This is a genomic window from Arthrobacter sp. H-02-3, assembly GCF_003097355.1.
GTDB classification, from domain to species: Bacteria; Actinomycetota; Actinomycetes; order Actinomycetales; family Micrococcaceae; genus Arthrobacter; species Arthrobacter humicola.
The window spans coordinates 133,796-156,847 of record NZ_PYUI01000007.1; the positions used below are offsets into that span (position 1 = coordinate 133,796).

General features: G+C 65.2%; 19 protein-coding genes and 1 pseudogene. 8 read left to right on the forward strand and 12 right to left on the reverse strand.

Annotated elements, in window-relative coordinates; translation table 11 throughout:
• Position 1 precedes the first annotated feature (1 nt).
• A complete protein-coding gene (locus tag C9424_RS09245; RefSeq protein ID WP_133247502.1) occupies positions 2–661 on the forward strand; it encodes a hypothetical protein in 660 nt (219 codons plus the stop codon).
• A 24-nt stretch (positions 662–685) separates the two neighbouring features.
• A complete protein-coding gene (locus C9424_RS09250) occupies positions 686–1,765 on the forward strand; it encodes a glycosyltransferase family 4 protein (RefSeq protein ID WP_116766575.1) in 1,080 nt (359 codons plus the stop codon).
• A 115-nt stretch (positions 1,766–1,880) separates the two neighbouring features.
• On the opposite strand, the gene C9424_RS09255 is transcribed toward C9424_RS09250, so the two are convergent.
• The 4 genes and pseudogenes from C9424_RS09255 to C9424_RS09265 form a co-directional block, all read right to left on the reverse strand.
• A complete protein-coding gene (locus C9424_RS09255; protein WP_237563379.1) occupies positions 1,881–3,023 on the reverse strand; it encodes a S8 family peptidase in 1,143 nt (380 codons plus the stop codon).
• Between the two features lie 87 nt (positions 3,024–3,110).
• A pseudogene (locus C9424_RS22210) lies at positions 3,111–3,473 on the reverse strand (protease inhibitor I9 family protein); the annotation flags it as partial.
• 311 nt (positions 3,474–3,784) lie between these two features.
• A complete protein-coding gene (locus C9424_RS09260) occupies positions 3,785–5,080 on the reverse strand; it encodes a glycosyltransferase family 4 protein (RefSeq protein WP_161958215.1) in 1,296 nt (431 codons plus the stop codon).
• A 58-nt stretch (positions 5,081–5,138) separates the two neighbouring features.
• Positions 5,139–6,044 carry a hypothetical protein gene (locus tag C9424_RS09265; protein WP_116766578.1) on the reverse strand — a complete coding sequence of 302 codons (906 nt, stop codon included), beginning with the start codon at positions 6,042–6,044 and terminating at the stop codon, positions 5,139–5,141.
• Positions 6,045–6,254: 210 nt separating this feature from the next.
• Here C9424_RS09265 and C9424_RS09270 point away from each other — a divergent pair, with 210 nt between their 5' ends.
• The gene (locus tag C9424_RS09270) at positions 6,255–7,631 is read left to right on the forward strand and encodes a UDP-glucose dehydrogenase family protein (RefSeq protein WP_116766579.1); all 1,377 of its coding nucleotides are present in this window, start codon (positions 6,255–6,257) and stop codon (positions 7,629–7,631) included.
• Positions 7,632–7,789: 158 nt separating this feature from the next.
• On the opposite strand, the gene C9424_RS09275 is transcribed toward C9424_RS09270, so the two are convergent.
• The 5 genes from C9424_RS09275 to C9424_RS09295 form a co-directional block, all read right to left on the reverse strand.
• Positions 7,790–8,638, reverse strand: a complete 849-nt coding sequence (locus tag C9424_RS09275; protein ID WP_237563380.1) for a glycosyl hydrolase — start codon at positions 8,636–8,638, stop codon at positions 7,790–7,792.
• A 285-nt stretch (positions 8,639–8,923) separates the two neighbouring features.
• Complete coding sequence (locus tag C9424_RS09280; RefSeq protein WP_116766629.1) at positions 8,924–9,808, reverse strand: glycosyl hydrolase; 885 nt, start codon at positions 9,806–9,808, stop codon at positions 8,924–8,926.
• 181 nt (positions 9,809–9,989) lie between these two features.
• Positions 9,990–11,135 carry a non-hydrolyzing UDP-N-acetylglucosamine 2-epimerase gene (wecB, locus tag C9424_RS09285; RefSeq protein ID WP_116766581.1) on the reverse strand — a complete coding sequence of 382 codons (1,146 nt, stop codon included), beginning with the start codon at positions 11,133–11,135 and terminating at the stop codon, positions 9,990–9,992.
• Positions 11,136–11,184: 49 nt separating this feature from the next.
• The gene (locus C9424_RS09290; protein ID WP_133247503.1) at positions 11,185–11,532 is read right to left on the reverse strand and encodes a hypothetical protein; all 348 of its coding nucleotides are present in this window, start codon (positions 11,530–11,532) and stop codon (positions 11,185–11,187) included.
• A 133-nt stretch (positions 11,533–11,665) separates the two neighbouring features.
• Complete coding sequence (locus tag C9424_RS09295) at positions 11,666–12,253, reverse strand: YdcF family protein (protein ID WP_116766583.1); 588 nt, start codon at positions 12,251–12,253, stop codon at positions 11,666–11,668.
• Between the two features lie 210 nt (positions 12,254–12,463).
• On the opposite strand from C9424_RS09295, the gene C9424_RS09300 reads away from it, so the two are divergent.
• From C9424_RS09300 to rsmD, 5 genes are all read left to right on the forward strand, one after another.
• A complete protein-coding gene (locus C9424_RS09300; RefSeq protein ID WP_133247504.1) occupies positions 12,464–15,082 on the forward strand; it encodes a hypothetical protein in 2,619 nt (872 codons plus the stop codon).
• A gap of 87 nt (positions 15,083–15,169) precedes the next feature.
• Positions 15,170–16,225: a thiamine-phosphate kinase gene (gene thiL / locus C9424_RS09305; RefSeq protein ID WP_442862025.1), complete on the forward strand. Its 1,056-nt coding sequence runs from the start codon at positions 15,170–15,172 to the stop codon at positions 16,223–16,225.
• Positions 16,226–16,247: 22 nt separating this feature from the next.
• Positions 16,248–17,264 (forward strand): DAK2 domain-containing protein, encoded by a 1,017-nt coding sequence (locus C9424_RS09310; RefSeq protein ID WP_237563386.1) that lies wholly within the window; start codon positions 16,248–16,250, stop codon positions 17,262–17,264.
• Positions 17,254–19,506 (forward strand): ATP-dependent DNA helicase RecG, encoded by a 2,253-nt coding sequence (locus C9424_RS09315; protein ID WP_116766587.1) that lies wholly within the window; start codon positions 17,254–17,256, stop codon positions 19,504–19,506. The genes C9424_RS09310 and C9424_RS09315 overlap by 11 nt, the downstream gene beginning before the upstream one ends.
• Before the next feature lie 39 nt (positions 19,507–19,545).
• Entirely contained in the window at positions 19,546–20,127 is a 582-nt protein-coding gene (gene rsmD / locus C9424_RS09320) for a 16S rRNA (guanine(966)-N(2))-methyltransferase RsmD (protein WP_116766588.1), read from the forward strand.
• On the opposite strand, the gene C9424_RS09325 is transcribed toward rsmD, so the two are convergent.
• From C9424_RS09325 to C9424_RS09335, 3 genes are read right to left on the reverse strand one after another with little or no spacing between them, the layout of a single operon-like run.
• Entirely contained in the window at positions 20,124–20,909 is a 786-nt protein-coding gene (locus C9424_RS09325; RefSeq protein ID WP_202615820.1) for a spermidine synthase, read from the reverse strand. The genes rsmD and C9424_RS09325 overlap by 4 nt on opposite strands.
• 2 nt (positions 20,910–20,911) lie before the next feature.
• The gene (locus C9424_RS09330; RefSeq protein WP_116766589.1) at positions 20,912–22,120 is read right to left on the reverse strand and encodes an aminotransferase class I/II-fold pyridoxal phosphate-dependent enzyme; all 1,209 of its coding nucleotides are present in this window, start codon (positions 22,118–22,120) and stop codon (positions 20,912–20,914) included.
• Positions 22,117–23,025, reverse strand: coding sequence for an SDR family NAD(P)-dependent oxidoreductase (locus tag C9424_RS09335; RefSeq protein WP_337189816.1), 909 nt, complete (start codon positions 23,023–23,025; stop codon positions 22,117–22,119). Before C9424_RS09335 ends, C9424_RS09330 begins: the two co-directional genes overlap by 4 nt.
• Positions 23,026–23,052: the final 27 nt, after the last annotated feature.

Sequence of the window (23,052 nt, forward strand, 5' to 3'; positions counted from 1 at the left end):
GGTGTCTTGGATCAACGACAAATCCGGACGTGCCGGGCTCGTGGCTCACGACCTCGAATACTTGGACGCCTTTCCGGTTGTCTCGGAATTCTGGATGGATGCCTCGCCGGCATCAAACTGGGCCGACAGGGTGGCGGTTGCCACGACTTTGGTTTTCGGCTCGCACATGGGTGGACGGTTCCACGCACCCTTCGCAATGTCGTCAGACGTAGCAGCTGCCATCAGCCGTTTCTCCGGCAACGGACAGATAGTTCCGACCAACGTGTCCTCTGGTGCTGGAACGCTTACGTGGCGCGGAGGACTCGAGCTGGCGCTTGAAACGGACGCGGTCATGGGGTCGGAGCGGATCAACTCGCTGGATGCAACCCGGAGAATCGGCCTGAACGTCGTCCGTTCCGACATTGCGACCGGCAGGCTGTTTACGTTCGACCGTCTGACGCTGTCCAGCAACGCCTGGCTTCACGCGGGACAGCGTGCCGGGAATGAGCAACTCTATCCATTCCTTGCCGTTGCCGTCCTGTTCGCTGCTGATCTCCAAGTTTCCACACTTGTGTGCCCGGCGGACGCTGAATTTACTGATCAACAGCTGGCGTCTCTCCTTGATCTCCTCGGATCGGTCGGCTTGGGTCTGGAGTTTGACCGCTCCGAACCGGGCCACTGACATCTTGACCGTAGAGGAGACTTCGTGAGAATTCTGTTACCGGCCTATACCGTTGCCGAATGGGGTGGGCTCCACGAATACGTTGTTGGGGCTGCGGCAACGCTTCTTGAGCGCGGCCACGACGTGACGCTGGTCGTGCGGGACGGGCTCGTGGCTGAGAAGGGCGAGGAAGTCGGAGCCCGGGTAATTCGTGTTGACTGGACAGACTGGACCGCGGTTGCCGAAGAGGTCCGAAATGGGCCCCGCTATGACATGGTATTCGCGCAACCGTTCGAGTCGCGGAAATTCGCCCTGTTCGTGAACGAGGTCATGAAGACCAAAGTCGTCGCCATGTTCCATGGCTTTCACCACGACTTTGTCTACACATGGCAGCACCTGGTTGACGGTTTTCTGGTGACCACGGAGCAGATCGGCGATCTTCTGGTGGACCTGTGCAGAATCGAACCGGAGCGCGTCCATGTCGCTCCCAACGGCGTGGACATGGATCGATTCGAATATCCTCTCCTGGGTCTCGACGAGAAGATCGTGGACGGACACGGTTCCATCGTTATGGCGTCAAGAATCGACAAGGACAAACGCAGCCAAGTTCGGGCTCTGAAGCTCCTGATTAGCGGACTCTTCCACCAGGCTCGACATATCCATTGGGACATTGAGATTCTGGGAGACGGTCCCGAGCGGAACAGAGTTGATCGCGAGCTGGCAAACTACATTGTCGACTACCCGAACGTCTCTGTCGTCATGCGCGGCTGGGTACCTGCTGACGATGTCCCACGCCTGATGAATAAGGCAGTCTTTAGCGTCTCAGCCGGAAGAGGCGCAATGCAGAGCCTGGCAGTGGGCACTCCGTGTTTGGCCGCCGGGGCAAGGGGCATCGCCGGGCTCCAGGTTGGACCCAACCTCGATGTAGGCGTCTGGTCCAACTTTGCCGACTACCCGATAGTCGGTCGCAAGATTGTCGATCTGGAAACTGACTTGGAACGGATATTGATTCCCGAAGCCTACGCGGATGCGCAGGTCGAGGGCCGTTCCAGGATACTTGCGGATCGAAGTCAACAAAACGCTGCAGCGATGATGGTCAATGCGCTGACGGTATTTGCTTCCTGACAGAAGCACGGGTTTTACCCCTTCATTCATTTGGGGATCAGAAGAGGCTTAGGTGGGTTGACAAGGTCAAACCACCTAAGCCTCTCTTCTTGCGCCCTGCACGACCTTCGCCTCGTCAGGAGGGGTGGTTGCTCCAGAGATCGTAGCTTCCAGCCCCGCCGGTGAATTGGTAGATGCGGAACCGATAGTACGAGGCCCCTGTCCCCAGATACGCTATGCGTTCGCGTGGTGTCAGGGTCGCTGACGCGGCGACCGTGACCCATGTGGTGCCGTTCCAGCGTTCGAGGTAGAGATCAGTGTCCCGCCCCGCGGCCCCGGCGAGCCAGCCTTGGATATAGCCGGCGCCAGCCTGATACCACGAGGAACCGTCAGGTTGATAGCCGCTGACCCCGTTCGCGGTGAGGTTGCCGTTCCATTTGCGGGCAAAGCGGTTCGGTGATCCGTTGGGGTTGCTCACGATTCCGGTGACCGCGGTGCTTTTGATAACCGCCATGACGGTTGCGGGCGAAGCGTATGGGTTGCTCTTGAGATACAGTGCCACCAAACCGGCCACGTGGGGGGCGGCCATCGACGTTCCCGAAATGGTATTGGTCGCAGTCGTGCTTCCGATCCACGCCGAGGTGATGTTGACTCCCGGATCAAATACGTCCAGGCACGTCCCCCAGTTGGAGAAGGATGCCCTGACGTCTGTGCCGCCAGTCAGGCTGGTTGCGCCGACAGTCAGTGCTGATGGAGTGGAGGACGGAGAATAGTTGCAGGCGTTGTCGTTGCTATTGCCTGCCGCTAAGGCATACGTGACTCCGCTTGCGATAGATCGCGTGACGGCGTCATTGGCTGCCTGGTTGAAACCGCCGCTGAGACTCATGTTGGCGACGGAGGGTCCGTTGTGGTTGTAGGTGACCCAGTCAATCCCGGCGATCACCGCGGAGAATGTCCCGGAACCTGTGCAGTCCAGTACCCGGACTGCCACCAGGGACACCGACTTGGCCACGCCGTACGTGGATCCTCCGATGGTCCCGGAGACGTGCGTTCCGTGGCCGTTGCAGTCCTGTCCGTTGCGGCCGTCGCCTACGGAGTCGAAACCGACGCTGGCTCTGGTCCCGAACTGGGCGTGGGCGGTGTTTATGCCGGTGTCGATGACGTAGGCGGTGGCTCCTGACCCGGTGTCGGTGTAGTTATAAGTGCCATTGATGCCGGTGCGTTGGTCCACGCGGTCGATGCCCCACGTGGCTCCTGTTTGTGTGGCGTCGGTGGTCACATCCGGAGAAGCTGACCCGGGCTGGCCCGGTGCCTTGTTGGCTGCGGGATCAGGCGGTGGGGCTTGCTTCGACGCAGTAACTTCGCCGTCTGGTTCCACGTAGTCGACGGCGGAGTCTTTGCGGACTCTGGCCAAATCCGCTTTGGACAAGGTTGCTGCGAACCCGGACAACGCAGCGGTATAGACATACTTCGTCTTCACATTATTGCGGCGCGCAACCGCCGCAGCATCAGATCCATTTTTGAGGACGACGATGAAGTGATCTGCGAGGACTTTGCCGTGCCCAGGCTTAAGCGTGGCATCCGCTGGCGGAGACGCCTGGCCGGGTAGTGCGCCCCCGGCGACAAGCAGGGCACTCAGGCACGTCGCCACGATGCTCAGGCGCTGGACGGTTCGTCGTTGGGATTGTGCTTCATTTCTCGCGGATGCACGCCTGACTGAAGTGCTCATCGAACTCCTTCGTGGTTTTTGCGGCCCCTACAGAAGTCCCTTTCCCCGAATCCGTGCCGGGCGCGACGCTCATGATGTGCTCCTGTCCCTCTGGAGGATGCGATAGAACGAACCATATGGGGAGAGGCGGATAACATTTGACAGCAGCCGGCGCCTCAACGACTTCTGGCTGCTAGAGCGCAGTCAATCCCTCAAGAGGAAAAAGCACACGGGTGGTCCACTCACCGCCGGCCTACTTGGCCCTACTCGCGTTGCCCCACGGGACACCCCCGATATGTTGGCAGCGTGCAGATGCTGCCGGGGGGATTTGACTACTTCGAAGGCGGAGCGGAATCAGCAACGCCCGGAGCATCCAGTCTTTCCGAGAAATGGTTCAATACAGAGAACAGCTCGTCCTCAAGGTCGGAATACGCAGCTTCCCAGGCCACTTCTCCTGTGTCCGTATTCCGTCCGAGCTCCGGATTCTTGATGAGTTGGATTTCCCGGTCGGTGGTCGCTTCTGGCCCGCAAACCTCTCGGGCATGGATTGTCGCCTGTTCGGAGAGGCGAGCAAAAGTTTCAGGCGAATCCACCAGCATTTCCACGCAGGAAGCCAGATCGTCAGGGTCTTCAGGGGCGGCTAGGAGCCCGCTCGTCCCGTGGGTTACGAATTCGGGAATAGCTGAAATCGCCGTGGACACCGGAACAAGTCCGGAACTCATGGCCTCGCCAATGGAGACTCCCTGGGAATCCCAGCGCGTAGGGCTGAGAAAAATGCCATGTTCGGCATGAAGGCGGGCAATTTCCTCCTGGCGTAGAAATGCCTTAGTGAGTTGCACATTTTCCAACTCCCGAAGCGGCTCGACGGTCTCATCAAAAAACGGGCCATCTCCATAGATGCTGAACTGCATCTTGTCAAAGGAAGGCGATTGGCGAAGGGAAAGGATTGTCTTCACAACCAGATCGTTGGCATATTTATACCCCGTGAACGGTTTAATAATGAGCACTTTATGGCGCAGGGCCGGATCCTTAGGAATATAAGAGAAAAGCTCGGTGTCAACCACATTCGGTATGACGCTTACGTTCGAAACGCGAACTCCCGCATCCGGCTCTACGCTGTGTTTCAGGAACCAATTGGAGACGGTGACAAACCTGATATCACGATGTTCGGCCTGATAGAGCTCTCGCAGGAACGGGACTTTTTTGTTCTCGCCGTGCGCTCTGAGGCTCTTCACTCTATCCATGAATCCCGCAACGTCGACGGCGTCGTACCATCGCCGGTGCCAACTTAGGGTCTCGTAGCCGTGAAGCCACGCGATGATCGGAGTTGACGGTTTGTGGGTGCTTAGCGGGGCAATGATGTAGTCCAATGGGAAATGGACCAGAAAGCTTGCGTGATCAGAGGCCATAATATATTGCGTGTAAATGTCTCGATTCCCCGTAGTGACAGTGACTCCGTCGAAAACGTAGGTTCTTAGCTCGGGTTCGTTGGTATCGACGCGAAAAACGTCAATAGCCAGGCCGGCGTCGAGATATTTCTTCACCCTGCGATGCAGAAACCCATAGTTATAGATATTGGAATCATTGGGGTAAGCATTAGCTATGACCAAATATCTGTCTTCAGCCACGTGGCTTACTCCTGTCATTGGGGCAGATTGACACGCAAAAATGGTTGCGCCGTACTAACTAAAGCGTGCCCCGAAGCCATTCCGCGGCATTGTCCAATTGCTCGTGAAATACCGTGGGAACGGGAGGGTTGTGGGCTTTCGGACCCTCGTAGACGTGGAACCGCACATTGTCCGTGTTGGGGCTCGCCTCGATGACATCGCGGAACGGCCGGTAGTGCTGTTCGACGTGTGCGAAGTCATTGCTGTTCTGAACGTAGTACACAAGATTGGGCTGATGCTGGCTGTATCGGACTAGAGCTGAAGACCTGGCGCCCAGCGAGACAGACCAGTCTTCATCCGGTGTCAGTGCCCATGGCCCATCCGGGGCGAGGTGCGGCATGACGGTTTCGACGTACCTGCGCTGTGCTCCCATGAGGGTCCCGTTAATGAGGTAGTTCGCGATGCTCGTCTGGCAGCTGAACGGCAACGCCATACTCCCAGGAATGTAAGTTGCCATCTGCAATGCCGCCAGCCCGCCCCCCGAAGACCCCAGGAAGAGAATTCCTTTCGCGCCGACGGCATCGGCAGCCGAACAGGCCCACTCCGCCAGGAGCGGGTACAAGTCGAGGTTTGTGGAGCCCGTGTACCAGGCCAGCTCCAAATCGTCGCGATGATGAAGCGTGGGGTCCGAGAAGTACAAGCTGCTGAATTCGGTGGTCAACAGGCTCCGGAGCCACTCGAAGCGGGGCAGGTGGTATTTGTTGCGGTCGGTAGCGCCGTGGAGGCTTACAACCAGCAGATCTGAGTTCTTGTTGACGAGAAGTGCCTCCAGGGGCAGGCCGTCCGACAAGACGGCAGAGTACCTGCTAGCCCCGTGACCAGAAGCTGGCGCAAAGGGGAGGTGGGCAGAGACCTCTGTGACGGGTACGTTCGTCGCACCAGCGTCGATCCTGTCGGCAGGTATCACGGGAATCGTTTGCAGCATGGATACATGGTAGTCATGTTCCGACCAGCCATTTCCTCACCGCGGCTGTCCTCGCTGGCCTCGATGACTGAGGGATTCCAGTAATTTCAGGTGACGTGCGATGGGGTGCCAGCCGCTAGAGCTATGTCACTTCCAGGGGCAAGGGGAGGGACACCGTGACCAAACGATATATAGTGGTCCCGTTTGGATGCGCCATCTGCGCCCAACGCAATGAAATTTACTGCAGCTACTGGGGGACTAGTGACACTACGACTAACCGTGATCGGTACGGGATACCTCGGCGCGACCCATGCGGCATGCATGGCGGAGCTCGGCTTCGAGGTACTCGGGGTCGACGTCGACAAGGAAAAGATCGACAGCCTCAGCCGAGGCGAATTGCCCATCCACGAGCCCGGCCTGCCGGAGCTCCTGCGCAAGCACACTGAGTCCGGACGCTTGCGCTTCACCACTTCGTTCGAAGAAGCCGGCGCTTTCGGTGATGTCCACTTCATCGCCGTCGGCACCCCGCAGCGCGCCGGTGAGCACGCTGCCGACATGACCTACGTTGACGCGTCCGTGGCAGCCATTGCCCGCGCCGCGACGAAGGACTCCCTGATCGTCGGGAAGTCCACCGTTCCGGTCGGCTCCGCGCGCCGCCTCAAGGGCCTCGTCGCCGAAGAAGCGCGCGACGGCGTCACAGTAAACTTCGCCTGGAACCCCGAGTTCCTGCGCGAGGGCTTCGCCGTGGAGGACACCCTGCGCCCCGACCGCCTGGTCATCGGCGTGGATTCCGCCTCCGCTGAAGCGACTCTGCGCGAGGTCTACGCCGACGCCATCAGCCGAGAAACCCCATTCATCTCCACCGACTTTGAGACGGCTGAACTGGTCAAGGTGGCGGCGAACGCCTTCCTGGCGACCAAGATCTCCTTCATCAACGCCTTCTCCGAGGTCACCGAGACCGTCGGCGGCAACATCCGCACCTTGGCCGACGCAATCGGTCTCGACGCCAGGATCGGCCGTCGCTTCCTCAACGCCGGCATCGGCTTCGGCGGCGGCTGCCTGCCCAAGGACATCCGGGCGCTCCAGGCACGGGTATCCGAGCTCGGCCTGGACAGCACCATGCGCTTCCTGAACGAAGTCGACGAAGTGAACCTCCGCCGTCGTGACCGCGCCGTCCACGTCGCCGAGACGTTGCTGGGCGCGCTGGAAGGCAAGCGCGTCGCCGTCCTCGGCGTCGCGTTCAAGCCCAACAGCGACGACGTCCGTGACTCACCGGCACTGGACGTAGCCGCCAGGCTCTTCAACAGCGGAGCCGACGTCAGCGTCTACGACCCCGCCGCCAACGCCAACGCCGCCAAGCGCTACCCGCGCCTGAACTACGTTGACTCCCTGGCGACGGCCGTGGCGGACGCCGACCTGGTCATGCTGCTGACGGAATGGAACGAATTCGTAAACGTCGATCCCGCGGAGCTTGCTGCCGCTGTGTCCCACAAGCGCATGTTTGACGGACGCAACGTCCTGGACCACGAGAAATGGACCGCGGCAGGCTGGGACATCGTCTCGCTCGGCCACAAGAGCGAACTGCTGGAGCTCGCCGCCGCCAACTAGCGGCACATCGGCCTCACAGCTGATACAACAGGTTCAACAGGGAAGGATCCCGCCGGAGCATGCGCTCCGGCGGGATCCTTCATTTGTTCTAACAGACTAGTTAACGGACTGTGGCCGGACACCTGGGTGTCCGGCCACAGCAGGAGGCGCTCAGCGCCTCACAGGGACGCGTAGAGCTTGCCCGTGGTGGTGAGGGAGCCGTTGGTGTGGAAAAGGGCAGAGCAGCCCATCTTGATGTCCCCAGCCGGGCGGGTCTTCCAGGCGAAGCGCTCGACGAACGGCATGGCGCGCAGGCCGGCGACGGTGGCCCGCATGAAGTCCTCGGTCTGGGCCCGGGTGTAGATGGAAGGCCGTGTGGCCGTGGCATTCCAGTCGGCCACCGCGTACTCGGTCACCCAGATGGGTTTGCCATATTTCTCGTGCATCATAGTGATCTTGTTCAGGAAGTCATCGGCCCTGGGCCAGGCGTAGACGTGCGTAGTCAAGAAGTCCACACGGAGGCCCTTGTTCTTGGCCTTGGCCATGAAATCGGCCAGCCATGCACTGCCCGGGCTGGTGCATGCCGGAGACCCGAGCCGCAGCCCGGTTGCCATCAGCTTTGGCCAGAGCTGGATGGCCCTGTCCACGCTCATGTTCGCTTGGGAGGTGTTGTCGGGCTCGTTGAAGCCCAGCAGGTGCTTGGTCTTCGTTTCCGCCAGCTGGCGCGATACCCAGCCCAGGGCGTCCTGCTCCAGCAGCGTGCGTTCGCTCTTGACCATGGGAACAAACGGGGGATTGGTGGTGACGTTGTAGTGCGCACCCCAGGTGTAGTGCCAGTCCAGCTTGAGGCTCTTGATCTGTGTGAGCGCCAGGGCGTCCTTGCCGCCCCAGCCGAATCCCTTTTGAGTATCAGCCGGCAGCGTGACGGCGGGGACGGTCGGGATTGCGGTCGGTGCCGTAGCAGCCTGGGCGGTTCCGGCGTTGGCGGCCAGCAGGGCGCCGGGCGCCGCCATTGCAGCCAGGGGCATAGTGAGAAACTTACGGCGTTCCATGAGTTCCCTTCGTGGAGGGTTGCTGGGTTCTGTGACAGCTGCGGGGACAACAAAGGCCAGCGGCGGGGTGCGTCCCGACGGATTCCGCTCACGAGTGGCGGCGTCGGGATGTGACTGCTCTGGCCTGTGTGGTCCCTGATTCAGTTGTGGCTGAAGTCAACATAGCACGGGGAACACTCAGGAAAGTCCCGGTTTTACACAGGAAAGACGCAATTTTCTGCGGGCCCCTAGCGGCACCAGGACACTGGCTGGAGGTAGGTCCTAGAGGGAGTGGTAGAGCTCGCCGGTGGGGGTGAGGGAGCCGTTGCTCCGGAACAGGGCGGAGGCGCCCATGATGGGGTCGCCGTGGGCCCGCGTTTTCCATGCGAATCGCTCCACGTACGGCATCTTCCGGAGTCCGGTGACGGTCTCTTTCATGAACGCCAGGATTTCCTTCTCCGTGAACCGGCTGGGCGACTTCGCAGTGGCCTTCCAGTCGGCGACGGCGTATTCGGTGATCCAGACGGGCTTCCCGTAGCGTTCGTGCAGTTTCTCCACCGTGCGGAGGAACGAGTCCCCGTGGGGCGGCGCGTACCAGTGCATCGCGACAAAATCCACCCGCAGGTCCTTCTTGGATGCCTGGTCCATGAAATTTTTGAGCCAGTCGCCCAGCGCCTGAACCGGGGCCGGAGAGCCCAGCCTGAGGCCGGCCTGTTCCAGCTGGGGCCAGAGACTGATGGCAGTGTCCACGGACATGTCTGCCTGGCCGGTGTGGTCGGGTTCGTTGAAGCCGAGGAGATTGTCGGCGCCTGTCCAGGACACTTCGGACCGCACCTGCTCTATGGCCTTCCGTTCCAAGGAGCCGCGCCCCCAGACCATGGGCACAAATTCAGCGGCCTGGCTCGAAGCAGCCCGGAGGGGCGGGTAGTCAGGTCCCCAGTCGTAAAACCAGTCCAGGTTCAGGGAATCCAGCTCCTTGAAACCGAATCCGCCGAAGCGCGGCATGCCCAGGCCCTTGCTCGCGAACGGCGGTATGGGTCGACGGGGCAGTGGTGTGGGCGAGGTCGACGGCGGCCGGGGGCCGGGCGTCGTATCCGGGGTGCACGCCGCCAGGGCGGCGGCGGCTGAGGCCGCCACTGATAGTCGTAGAAAGTCCCTGCGGTCCACTTGCACCCCCTGGCGTCGCCGTCGGTTCAGGGTCGAATCCGGGGTACCAGATCCGCCGACGGACAACGTGATGCTGGCAACCCGCATCCTTGCCTGCTGAACACTAATTGTTTCACGAAAGGCCCCTCCGACTCACATCGAAGGCCGGGTGCCGGGCGGCTTGGCCGGCGACGTACGGAGCCTACGCGCCGCTGAACTCCGCGGTTCGGTAGCCGACGCCGAGAAGCTCCTCAATAGCTGCCACCGTCCGGGCCGCAGCCTTGCCGTCGCCGTAGGGATTCACGGCGTTTGCCATGGCCGCAAAGTGCGCAGAATCGTGCAGGAGGCTGGTCACCTCGGCAACAATCCGTTCCTCGTCCGTGCCGATCAGCTTCACGGTGCCGGCTTCCAGGGCCTCTGGCCGCTCGGTGTTGTCCCGCATCACCAGGACCGGCTTGCCGAGGCTGGGTGCTTCCTCCTGCACTCCGCCGGAGTCCGTGAGGACGATGTGTGCTCGGGAGAGCAGCCGGGTGAATTCGCCGTAGGCCAGAGGTTCCGTCACCAGGACGTTGCCTTTGCCCTCCAGCGCGGGAAGGACGGCCTCCCGCACCACCGGGTTCTTGTGGGCCGGCAGCACGATCACCAGGTCCGGCTCGGCGTCGGCGATCCGGGCCAGGGCCCGTCCCACGCTGCGCATGGATTCGCCCTGGTTTTCCCGCCGGTGCGTGGTGACGAGCAGGACCGGACGGTCGCCGGCGGCCAGTGCTTCCAGTCGGGAGTCTGTGAAGGGGAGCTGCTTGTCGACGGTGGCGAGCAGGGCGTCGATCACGGTATTTCCCGTGACCACGATGTCTTCAGCGTTGATGCCTTCCCTCAGCAGGTTCTCCCTGCTGGTGGAGGTGGGCGCCAGGTGCAAGCGGGTGATCTGGCTGGTGATCTTGCGGTTGGCTTCCTCGGGGAACGGCGAGAGCAGGTCTCCGCTGCGCAGCCCGGCCTCGACATGGACCACCGGGATGCCGTGGTAGAACGCCGCGATGGCGGCGGCCGTGGAGGTGGTGGTGTCGCCCTGGACGACGACGGCGTCCGGCCGGGTGCCGGCGAAGAGCTTTTCCAGCCCGTCGATGGTCCGCGTCATGATGGCCGAGAGGGACTGCCCCTGCTGCAGGATGTTCAAGTCATGGTCCGGAACAATGCCGAAGAGTTCGTTGACCTGATCCAGCATCTCGCGGTGCTGCCCCGTGACCGTCACGATGCAGCGGAAGAGCGGAGACTCCTGCAGCGCGCTGACGATCGGCGCCATCTTGATGGCTTCCGGCCTGGTTCCGAAGATCGGCATGATGCTGTGCATGGTTATTCCCCAAGTGTGTGCGAGTGGTTGGTAAGGTCTGTGGCCCGGCTTAGCCGAGCAGCAGGGCCAGCACGATGGCCGGCACGGCCAGGACTACAACGAGAACGGCCAGAAGGGCCACCCGCCGTTTGCGCCGGTGGAGCATGTCGCGGGCGACTTGCTGGGATTCCTTCTCCTGGATGGCGGCTTCCAGGCCCGACTCTGCCGGGTTTGAATCCGCGGGTTCCTCCGGGGCTTCAGTGTCAGCCGGGTCCTGGTCGGCGGGCCCCCAGTAGGCGTTGTCCATGTCTGCCGGGTCCTGAAATACAGGAGCCTGCGCGGCGGCTGGCGGCGGCCCGTTGAGCGGAAGAGGCTCCGCCCCGGGCACCAGAAGGGCATCCGGGATCTCCGTGTGCATGCGCCGCTTGCGCAGGTGCCGGGGTGCGGCAACCAGCGGGGCAGCGCCGTCGGGAGAGTGTTCCAGCGTGTCCTCCTCGCCTCGGTCAGATGCCCGAACCGGCTGACCAGTTCAACCGGATGAGGTTCAATTGTTACATTTCCGCCCCGTGATTGGCGCATTCCGGCCTAAAGGTGGCATCGATCAGGCCTCCCGTTTCGATCACAAACCGCCGGATCCACTGGAAGACATCCAGGTCCGGGTGGGAGGCAACCATCTGGACGTCCGCCGTCGTGCATTGCCCGATCAGGCGACCCGCGCGGGTGACGTGATAGCTGGACGTCACCACGGTGACGGACTTCCAGCCGTTGGCTTCGATGAGCCGGGAGATCGACTCAGCCTCGCCGCGGGTGTCCAGGTCCGGGGGCCTGAAACAGATGAGGTCCGGGTTGGGGAAGGCTGCGGAATTGCACGTCTCATCCGCGCTCCGGTTGCCCACGGTGTCCGTGTGGGAGATCACCAGGATCGGGATGTGAAATTCGGCTTGGAACTGGCGTGCCACCGGGAGTCGCTCAGATGCCGCCCCGCCGAGCATGATGACTGCGTCAGTCCGGTGAACGCTGAGCGGATCCACGTTGACGAACATCTGGGTGGCAATGATCAGCGCTAACAGGAGGCCTCCGACGGCGAAGGCAAGCACCCTGCGGGTGGCGGTATTGACCGCGGCGACGGAAGGAGGCACGGCTAAGAGTTTGGCACGCGGTTTTCAGGTGGCGAAATGGTGCGCCATTACTGCGCAGAAGCTTGCAAACAAAAATGCGTGATGCAGTTGTGATTTAAGGGATCAAAGTTAGTGGGGTGACAGGCGGGAATTGGCGTTTATGCTATAGGCACCTTACGTCGCTCCCACCACCAGGTCTCCGCCGGCGGTCTCACCCCTAAGCGAGCAATCTTGCGAAAACTGAACATAGCGGCAACAGTGATTGCCGCCGTGATGCTGGCAGCAGCGTTGCCCCAAACCGCTGTGGCGGCCGTTCCCTCCGTTGCAGTTCCAGCCGTTGCTGTTCCGGCCGTTGCTGTTCCAGCCGTGTCGGACCCGAGCCCGCAGGGGCAGGTGGATGACTTTGTCCGGCCCGAGCAGCCGGCCAACAAGGCGAGGAGCGAGTACACCTACGTAAGCGCGCCGCTGGCAGGCACCCTGAAGACCACCCTGGTGACCGTGCAGCTGGCCGACAAGACCGCAGCGGAGACGGACGCCGCCGTGCCGATGGCGGCGGCGAAGGCCTCCCTCAGCGCGGCCAACCGCTACTGGGCGCACGCCACCGCCGGGCGCGTGGACATTGCCCTGAGCTCGTCCCGCCTGCTGCACAAGTCGGCCGCGAAATCCACGCAGTCACCGTCGCAGATCGTGGACATAGTCTCCCAGGAGCTGGGCTGGACGCAGAGTGCCTACACTGCGCTTGTGATCTTCATCCCCGGCGCGTACCTGAGCAACGGCACCGCCGGCATGACCTACAGCAACGGCACCACGGGCGGCCGGATCCTGATGCCGCAGAACAGCCGGCTCGCAACCCCCGTACTGACCCATGAGTTCGGCCATGCCCTGGGCATGGACCACGCCAACAGCCTGCTGTGCGGCAGCGGGGCCATGGACGTGGCCTCCGGTCCCTACGCGGGCTTTGCTGATCCCACCTGCAGCATCAAGCCCTATGGCGACAACCTGGACCTCATGGGGATCTCGCACTGGGACGTCATGCCGGAAATCAGCGCCAGCCTCTGGGAAATGGGCCGGTTCGGCAACGGCAACGAGATCACCAACCTGGGCACAGTCTCCGGGCCCCGCAAGGTGACCCTCGCACCCTGGGCCGGCGACGCCGCCAACCGGGCAGTGAAGTTCACTGACCCGAAATCCGGCGAGGTCTACTACCTCGAGCTCCGGGCTCCGGTGGGCTACGACTCCGTGATCGCTCAGGCCGGAAACCGCGGTGTGAAGATCACCCAGCAGGGCGGCGGCAACTCCTCGATCCTGCTCCCGCCCGACACCCGCGCGGCCGCCTTCAACGGCTACTACAGCAACACCCAGGCCTGGCAGGCCGGACAGACCTTCACAACGCACGCCGGCACCAAGGTGAGCATCGATTCGGTCACCGACACCGCGGCCAGCGTGACCATCCGTCCGCCCGGAGCGCCCGCCGTCGGCTACGTCGAGTCCATGGCCATCAACCGCTCCGGCGCCAAGGCCAGCCTGGACATCGCCGGCTGGGCGTATGACACCGCCAAGCCCTCCGAATCATCCACGGTCCACATCTACGTGACGCCGCCCGGCGGCACCGCAACCGGCTACGCCGTGGCAGCGAACCAGGTCCGCGCGGACGTTAACAAGGTCATGCAGGTGACCGGCAACCACGGGTTCACCCGTTCCTTCAATCTGACCGCGGCCGGCGTATATAAGGTCTGCGTCTACGCCCTGAGCAGCGCCGAACCGACGGACCTGGGCTGCAAGTCCCTGACCCTTGCAGGGACGCCGGCCACCGCCGGCTATCTCGAGTCCCTGACACTCACCAGGGCCGGCGGGGCGACGGTGCTGCGGGCCACCGGCTGGAGCTACGATCCCGGAACGCCCGCTGCGTCCATCCCGGTCCACCTCTACGTGACCGATCCGGCAGGCAAGACGACGTCCCAGGCCATCACCGCCAACAAGAGCCGCGCGGACGTCAACCTGGTGATGTCCGTGACGGGAAGCCACGGCTTCACCTCGGACCTCCCCGTGACCATGAGCGGGCAGTACAAGGTATGCGCCTACGGCATTGCCGTCACGGCATTCAGCCTGGGCAACAGCATCCTGGGCTGTAAATACGTGACGCCACGGGCAACACCGGCGCCCGCCGGCTTCCTGGAAAGCACCGTGGTCAAGACGGACGCGGCGACGGCCACCATCACGGCCACCGGGTGGAGCCTGGATCCCGGAACTCCGGCTGCCTCCATCCCGGTCCACCTCTACGTCACCGACCCCAAGGGTGTCACCAAGAGTTCCGCTTATACGGCCAACCAGTCCCGGGCCGACGTCAACACGGTCATGGCGACCACCGGAAACCACGGCTACCGGGTGGCGCTGCCGGTCACGACGCCGGGTAACTACAAAATCTGCGCCTACGGCATCGCCGTCAGCGTCTTCCCGCTGGGCAACAGCCTCCTGGGCTGCTCAACGGTGAGCGTTGCCGCCACGCCCGCGCCGGTCGGGTACCTGGAGTCCGTTAAGGTCCAGCTCGGCGGGATGGGATCCGCGCTCGTGGCCAGCGGCTGGAGCGTGGACCCGGGCATGACGCGGGCAAACGTTCCCATCCACCTCTACGTCACGTCCCCTGACGGCACCACGAAGGGGACGGCCTACGTGGCCAACCGGTACAGGGCCGACGTCAACTCGGTCCTCCAGATCTCCGGCAACCACGGCTACCGGATTGTCATCCCCGTCACCAAACGCGGCGTGTACACCGTGTGCGCTTGGGGCCTGGGCGTAGCCGGGATGTCCTCCGGCAACACTCAGCTCGGCTGCCTCAAGGCCACCTTCTAGCCCCCGTTCGGCGGTGTCAGCCCCTCGCGGTAGCGTAGGGCTGTGCCTGAAACTCCCGTGCCTGAAGCTCCCGTGCCTGTAACTTCCGTGTCCGAAACCCAGCCCGCGGAGGCCGGCCTGACCGTCGCCGGGCTTTCGGAGTCCCAGCTGCTGGAGCGCATCTTCCCGCGGCTCATCATCCCGGTGCCCGCCGGCGGGCCGGAGGCGCCCACGTCCTTGCTGCTCGGGCCGGGGGATGACGCCGCGATTGTCGCGGCGCCGGACGGGCGCACGGTGCTGAGCATCGACACCCAGGTGGCGGACCAGGACTTCCGGCTGCAATGGAACAACGGCTACCGGACCAGCGGGTACGACGTCGGCTGGAAGGCGGCCGCGCAAAACCTCAGCGACATCAACGCCATGGGTGCCCGGTCCACGTCCCTTGTGGTGAGCCTGACCATGCCGCCGGAAACCCCGGTGTCCTGGGTGGAGGATTTCGCGGACGGCCTCACCGCCGGCATCCGGGAGCTGGGCGCCCGCGGCTGCACGGTGGCCGGCGGGGACCTGGGCCGCGGCCGCGAACTGGCCGTCAGCGTGGCGGTCGTGGGCACCCTTGACGGCAAGGAGCCGGTCCTGCGCTCCGGGGCCCGGCCGGGGGACACTGTGGCCCTGGCCGGAACGGTGGGCCGCGCCGCCGCCGGCCTGGCGCTGCTGGAGTCGGAGATCAGCGTCGTGGAGCTGACGGCCGCACAGCGAGCCCTCATGGACACCCAGTGCCGGCCGCTGCCGCCGCTCGCTGCGGGCCCTGCGGCCCGTGACGCCGGCGCGTCGGCAATGATGGACATTTCGGACGGCCTGGTCCGCGACGGCAATCGCATGGCCGCGGCCAGCCATGCCGTGCTGAACCTGGACGCCGCCGCCCTGAAGGAACTCGCTGTTCCGCTGCTGCCGGCGTCGGAGCTGCTGGGGGCAGACCCGATGCCCTGGGTCCTGGGCGGGGGCGAAGACCACGGGCTGTTGGCTACATTCCCCGCGGGGGTTCAGCTCCCTGCCGGTTTCACTGCGATAGGCTCGGTAGAGACCCCTGCACCAACTGAAAGCACGGGAGTAAAGATCGCGGGCAGGCCCGCTGACGCTGTGGGATGGGATCACTTTGCAGACTAAAATTGCCGCCAACGCGCAAGCGATGAAGCGGTGGTTGAGCAAGGCGGAGACAACGCTCGGAAACCACAGCGACCGCCTGAACGCCATCAACATCTTTCCCGTGGCCGACGGCGACACCGGCACCAACCTCTACCTGACCGCCCGGGCTGCGGCGCGTGCCGCTGACCCCGCCCAGCACGACGTCGGCGCCGTCCTGGCGCAGGCCGGCCAGGCGGCCATGGAACAGGCCCGCGGCAACTCGGGAACACTGTTTGCCGTGTTCCTCTGCGCCGCCGCCGAACCGTTGGCCGGACACACCCGGATCAGCTCGCCGCTGCTGGCTGCGGCCCTGAACCGGGCCCAGCTCCGGGCCTGGTCCGCGCTGAGCGATCCCGTGCCCGGCACCATGCTCTCCGTCATGGAAGCCGCCGCCCGCGCCGTGGCTGCCGTGGACTCCGCGCACGACGGCGATGACAGCAACCAGACCCTCGGCCTGGCCCTGGACGCCGCCGTCGAGGCAGCCCTGGCCGCCGTGGTGCACACGGAGGACCAGCTCGCTGCCCTGCACGCCGCCCATGTGGTGGACGCCGGCGGCGTGGGCATGCTCCTGATCCTGGACTGCCTCCGCTCCGCCGTGCTGGGCGAGGAGCTCCAGAGCGAACTGCTGGACGGCCTGCACGGCTACGACGTCCAGGATCCGCACATCCACGTCGGCATGCCCCGCGACGACGGCGTCGAACTCATGTGCACCATCTCCCTGTCCCCGCTGGACGCCGCCATGATGCGGCAGCGGCTCGACGAAATGGGCGACTCCGTGATCATGAGCCAGGTGGGCGGCGCCGTGGATGCTGCCGGGCACTACCGCTGGCGCGTCCACGTCCACGTCCTGGATGCCGAACCTGCCGTTGCGCTGATCCGTTCCCTGGGCGAGCCCACGGACATCTCCGTGAGCGAGCTCGCCCTGCCGCGCGACCCGGAGACAGAGGCCGCCGTCACCGCGGCCGCCGTGGCCCCGGTCCTGGCCGCTGAAACCCGAAACCCCGACGGATATGCACGCTGAACTTGAACTGGGCCTGGAACGCCGGATCGGCAAGCGCTCCGCGGCTGTCATCGAAAAACACCTCGGCATCACCACCGTCGGCGGCCTCCTGAACTACTTCCCGCGCCGCTATCTCAGCCGCGGCGAGCTGACACCCATCAGCGAGGTCCCGCTGGATGAGGAAGTGACCCTGATCGCCCGGGTGATCTCCAACAGCACCCGGGCCATGCGCGCCCGGCGCGGTTCACTCACCGACGTCGTGATTTCCGACGACGCCGGGACCGCCGGTTCCGGACGAACCGGCGGCGGACTGCCGGGCACGCTCAAGGTCAGCTTCTTCAACGGGTTCCGGGCCAAGGCCGAGCTCCAGCCGGGCCGGCGCGCCATGTTTTCCGGCAAGGTCACGCGCTACGGCGGCTCCCTGGGCCTGACCAACCCCGATTTCCTGCTGCTCGACGAGGACCCCGAGACCCCGGGCCTGGACCCGGAGAAGCTCGCGGCCATGCCGATTCCGGTGTACCCGGCCACCGCGAAACTCACCAGCTGGTCCATCCAGAAGGTCATCTCGACCCTGCTGGACACCCTCGAGCTCGAGGCCCTCGGCGACCCGCTGCCCGCGGAGATCGCGGCGCGGGAGAAGTTCCTGCCGGTCGCGGACGCCTACCGGCTGATCCACGCCCCGCAAACCCCGGCCGACTGGCAGCGCGCCCGGGACCGCTTCCGCTACCAGGAAGCCCTGGTGCTCCAGTCGGCCCTGGCCCGCCGCCGGGCCCAGCTGGCCGCCGAGGAAGCGACGGCCCGGCGCCCGGCACCAAACGGGCTTCTGCCCGCCTTCGACCGCCAGCTGCCGTTCACGCTGACCGCCGGGCAGGCCGCCGTCGGCAAGACGCTCTCCGAAGAGCTCGCGCAGGACTCGCCGATGAACCGGCTGCTCCAGGGCGAGGTGGGTTCCGGCAAGACCATCGTGGCCCTGCGCGCCATGCTGCAGGTGGTGGACGCCGGGGGGCAGGCGGCCCTGCTCGCCCCCACCGAAGTCCTTGCCGCCCAGCACTACGAATCCATCCGGCGCACGCTCGGACCGCTCTCCCGGGACGGGATGCTCGGCGGGTTCGGTCCGGACGCCGTCCAGGTCACGCTCCTCACCGGCTCCATGCCCACCGCGGCGCGGAAGCAGGCCATGCTCGACGCGGCCTCCGGGACAGCCGGAATCGTGATCGGCACCCACGCCCTGCTCAGCGAGACCGTGTCCTTCTACGACCTCGGACTGATCGTGGTGGACGAACAGCACCGTTTCGGCGTCGAACAGCGCGACGCCCTCCGGGCCAAGGCGAGCAAACCCCCGCACCTGCTGGTCATGACAGCCACCCCGATTCCCCGGACCGTGGCCATGACTGTATTCGGGGACCTCGAAACCTCGGTCCTGGACGAACTCCCCGCGGGCCGCGCGCCGATCTCCACCCACGTGGTGGGGCTCGCCGAGCACCCGGCCTGGGCCGGCCGCATCTGGTCCCGTTCGCGGGAGGAGATCGACGCCGGCCACCAGGTCTACGTGGTGTGCCCCAAGATCGGCGAGGACGACGACGGCGACTTCACCCCGGGCGAGGCCGAACCGTCCGCCGCGGACCTGGAAGGCGAGAACGGCGCGCGGGAGCTCGCCTCCGTCACCGGCGTCGTGGAACACCTCCGGGACGAGCCGGCCCTGGCCGGGGTGCCGGTCGCGCCACTGCACGGCCGGCAGGACCCCGCCCTGAAGTCCGAGACCATGGCCTCCTTCACGGCCAACCAGACCAAGCTGCTGGTCTCCACCACCGTGATCGAGGTCGGCGTGGACGTGCACAACGCCACGCTCATGGTGATCCTGGACGCGGACCGTTTTGGCATCTCCCAGCTCCACCAGTTGCGCGGCCGGGTGGGCCGCGGCGGCCTGCCGGGGACCTGCCTGCTGGTCACCACACTGGAGCCGGGCCATCCGAGCCGCCGCCGGCTGGACGCCGTGGCGGCCACCACGGACGGCTTTGAGCTCTCCCAGGAGGACCTCAAACTGCGCCGGGAGGGCGATATCCTGGGCGCCTCGCAGTCCGGCGGGCGCTCCACACTGAAACTGTTGCGCGTGCTCGAACACGAGGACGTGATTGCCCGGGCCCGGAAGGACGCCCAGCGGATCGTGGCCGCCGATCCCACGCTGGCGGGCCGGCCCTTGCTCGCCGCGGCCATCGACGAATACTTGAACCCCGAGAAGGAGGCGTTCCTTGAACGCGGCTAGGACCACGAGCCAGGCACACACGTCCACGGGGGACCGCGCATGAGCCGGATCATTGCCGGCTCGGCCGGCGGCAGCCCCCTGACCAGCGTCCCCGGGAACATGACGCGTCCCACGACCGACCGCGTCAAGGAAGCGCTGTTTTCCCGGCTGGACGCTTTCAACGTCATTGCCGGTGCCCGGGTGCTGGACCTCTACGCGGGATCCGGCTCACTCGGCGTGGAGAGCGGCAGCCGTGGCGCCGATTCTGTGGACCTGGTCGAATTCGACGCCAAGGCCAGCGCTGTCTGCCAGAAGAACGCGGACCTGGTCAACACCGTGGCACGCCGCAAGGTGGTCTCCGTGCACCGCTCCAAGGTCGAATCGTTCCTGGAACGGACCGCCGATGCCGTGCTCTGGGACCTGGTGTTCCTGGACCCGCCCTACCCGCTGGACGAACCGGCGCTCGCCGCCGTGCTGGCCAAGCTGGTGCCGCACCTGGGCGAGGGGGCCGTCGTCGTGGTGGAACGCTCCTCCAGGAGCCCCGAACCGGAGTGGCCCGACGGCGTGGAACGATTTGCCGAGAAGAAGTACGGGGAAACCCGCCTGTGGTTCGCCGAACCCGGCGTCGCGGCCGCGGACTAATCGGACAGTACGTCCAGTTCGACGCCGGCGAGGACCTTGGCCGGATGCGGACCGCGGGCCGTGAGGGCCGCCGTCCAGACCTCCGGCCACGGGCCCTGCGTCCCGGTCAGGATGATGTTGCCGGGGTAGCAGCCGGTGAACATCCCGGCCTCCGCGAAGGCCGCGACGTCCCACATGGCGCGGCGCAGGGCCGCGACCTGGCTGCGGACCAGGGTCAGCCCGGGTTCGTCGCCCACGTTGACAATCAGGACCCCGCGCGGCGTCAGCCGTGCTGCAGCCTCCTCATAGAACTCGGTGCACGCGATATGTGCCGGCGCCTCCGGCCCGGAGAAAATATCCAGGATTACGACGTCGAAGCGCAGCTCCGCAGGAAGCCCGGCGAGGGCGTCGCGGGCATCGCCGATCACCGTGTGCAGCCGGGTTCCCTCCGGCAGGGGCAGTTGCGCCAGCACGAAGTCCAGCAGTTCGCGCTCCAGCTCCACGGCGTACTGGACCGAGCCTGGCCGGGTGGCCTGGATGTAGCGGGCCAGCGTCAGGGCACCAGCGCCCAGGTGCAGCGCCGTGATCGGCTCGCCCCACGGAGCGGCGAGGTCCACCACGTGCCCGATCCTGCGCAGGTACTCGTAGAAGATGTCGCCGGGATCGGCCAGATTGACGTGGGACTGCTCCGCGCCGCCGATGCTCAGCACGAAGCCGCCGTCGGTAAAGGGATCCGGTTCGATTTCGGCGTGCTGTCCCGTGGTCCGCAGGAACCGTGAGGCGCCGGGCTGCTTCTCTGCCATTCTCACAGCCTGCCGCGCAGGGTCGCCAGCCGCTCGGCCGCTTCCTCCAGCACGTGCAGCTTCTTGCAGAACGCGAAGCGCAGCAGGCTGCGGGTGCGCTCGGCGCCGTCGGCGTGGCAGAACACCGGCACCGGGATCGCGGCGACGCCCACGAGGGCCGGGAGCCGGCGGGCCAGCTCCACGGAATCAGTGATCCCCAGCGGAGAGGTATCCACGTTCACGAAGTACGTCCCCTGCGGCGTCAGGACGTCAAGGCCGGCCGCGCGGAGTCCCTCGCTGAGGATGTCGCGCTTGTACCGGAGGGTGTCTGCGATGCCGGTGTAGAACTCGTTCGGAAGGCCCAGCCCCACCGCGATCGCCGCTTGGAAGGGCGTGCCGGAGCTGTAGCTCAGGAACTGCTTGACGGTCCGTGCGGCGGCCACCAGATGCGCCGGCCCGGAGATCCAGCCGATCTTCCAACCGGTAAAGGAGAAAGTCTTGCCGGCGGAGGAAATGGTCAGCGTGCGTTCGGCCGCTCCGGGCAGCGTGGCGATCGGGATGTGGCGGACGCCGAAGGTGAGGTGCTCGTAGACCTCGTCGGTGATGATGACGGCGTCGTGCTTCTCGGCGAGTTCGACGACGCGCTGAAGGACCTCGCGGGGGAACACGGCCCCGGTGGGGTTGTGCGGGTTGTTGACCAGCACCACCTTGGTGCGCGCACTGAAGGCAGCTTCCAGCGCGGCGGAGTCCGGCATGAAATCCGGGGCCAGGAGCGGGGCCGTGACGTGGGTGGCTCCGGAGAGCCCGATGATGGCGCCGTAGGAGTCATAGAACGGTTCGAACGTCAGCACCTCATCTCCGGGGCCCACTAGTGCGAGCAGCGACGCGGCAATGGCTTCGGTGGCGCCGGTGGTGACGATGATCTCCGTCTCGGGGTCCGGAGCGAGCCCGTAGAACCGCTGCTGGTGGACGGCGATCGCCTCCCGCAGCGGCAGGATGCCCTTGCCGGGCGCGTACTGGTTGGCGCCGGCGGCGATGGCGGCCTGGGCGGCCTCCTTGATCTCCACGGGGCCGTCCTCGTCCGGAAAGCCCTGGCCGAGGTTGATGGCACCCGTGCTGAGGGCCAGGGTGGTCATCTCCTCGAAGATCGTTACGCCCAGCGAACCGTCCGGGGAGAGCAGGTTGGCGCCCGTCGCGGCGCGCTGCCACGGAAGGGGGAGCGGCGCGGTCATCGGGGGCCGGCCTTCGTGTCGGGGACGGCGCGGCCGGTGAACTTGTCCATGGTGGAGTAGATCCCGAAGACCTTCCCGCCGACGAAGTCCCAGGCCCGCACCGGCAGGATGCCCTTGAGCACCTTGCCGAGTTTGGCCATACCGGGGGCGATCAGCTGCGGCTGCCCGGCGACGGTGGCCCGCCATGCCCGGTCCACGGCATCCTCCGGTGTCATGAGCGGGGTCAGCAGGGGACCGCGGGCTCCCTCGAACATGCCGGTGGAGATGTAGCTGGGGCAGAACGTGGTGACGGCCAGGTGGCGGTAGCGCTGCTGCTCCAGCTCGAGCCGGAGCGAGTCGCTCCAGCCGATGACGGCCCATTTGGACGCGGCATAGACGCTCATCCGGGGATTGGACACCGTGCCGGCGGCGGAGGCGACGTTGAGGATCCGGCGGGGCCGGCCGGCGTCGGCCATCATGTCTGGCAGGAATTCGAGGGTGACATACATGGGGGCCAGGGCATTGATATCCATGGTCAGGGCGATGTCACGGTCCGGGGTGTGGTCCCAGAAGTACGCGCCGCGGACGATCCCGGCGTTGTTCACCAGAAGCGCCAGCGGCCCTTCGGCCCGGGCTTCCCGGGCGGCCCCGGCGATCGCGGCGGGGTCCGCCAGATTCACTGTCCGGGGGACGGCGCGGGCGCCCAGGGCGGTGACTTCGGCGGCGGTGCTGGCCAGGGCGTCGGCGTCGATGTCCCACAGGATCACCACCGCGGCGCCTTCCCGGGCGGCACGGAGGGCGTACAGCCGGCCCATGCCCATGGCGGCGCCGGTGACCAGGGCCACGCCCCCGTCCATGGTGAACGGCTGCGCGGCAGCAGGCTGCATGGCAAAAGGCAGGGCGAAGCGGTTCTTCGATGCTGACATTCAGCCATGCTATCCCGGCCCGCGGCG

What these genes read in the sequence shown, in the direction of transcription:
- C9424_RS09265 (WP_116766578.1), bottom strand. Translation starts at nt 6,044, where the DNA reads ATGCTGCAAACGATTCCCGTGATACCTGCCGACAGGATCGACGCTGGT.
- C9424_RS09270 (WP_116766579.1), top strand. Translation starts at nt 6,255, where the DNA reads ATGAAATTTACTGCAGCTACTGGGGGACTAGTGACACTACGACTAACC.
- C9424_RS09275 (WP_237563380.1), bottom strand. Translation starts at nt 8,638, where the DNA reads ATGCCCCTGGCTGCAATGGCGGCGCCCGGCGCCCTGCTGGCCGCCAAC.
- wecB (WP_116766581.1), bottom strand. Translation starts at nt 11,135, where the DNA reads ATGCACAGCATCATGCCGATCTTCGGAACCAGGCCGGAAGCCATCAAG.
- C9424_RS09290 (WP_133247503.1), bottom strand. Translation starts at nt 11,532, where the DNA reads ATGCACACGGAGATCCCGGATGCCCTTCTGGTGCCCGGGGCGGAGCCT.
- C9424_RS09310 (WP_237563386.1), top strand. Translation starts at nt 16,248, where the DNA reads ATGAAGCGGTGGTTGAGCAAGGCGGAGACAACGCTCGGAAACCACAGC.
- C9424_RS09315 (WP_116766587.1), top strand. Translation starts at nt 17,254, where the DNA reads ATGCACGCTGAACTTGAACTGGGCCTGGAACGCCGGATCGGCAAGCGC.
- rsmD (WP_116766588.1), top strand. Translation starts at nt 19,546, where the DNA reads ATGAGCCGGATCATTGCCGGCTCGGCCGGCGGCAGCCCCCTGACCAGC.
- C9424_RS09325 (WP_202615820.1), bottom strand. Translation starts at nt 20,909, where the DNA reads ATGGCAGAGAAGCAGCCCGGCGCCTCACGGTTCCTGCGGACCACGGGA.
- C9424_RS09330 (WP_116766589.1), bottom strand. Translation starts at nt 22,120, where the DNA reads ATGACCGCGCCGCTCCCCCTTCCGTGGCAGCGCGCCGCGACGGGCGCC.
- C9424_RS09335 (WP_337189816.1), bottom strand. Translation starts at nt 23,025, where the DNA reads ATGTCAGCATCGAAGAACCGCTTCGCCCTGCCTTTTGCCATGCAGCCT.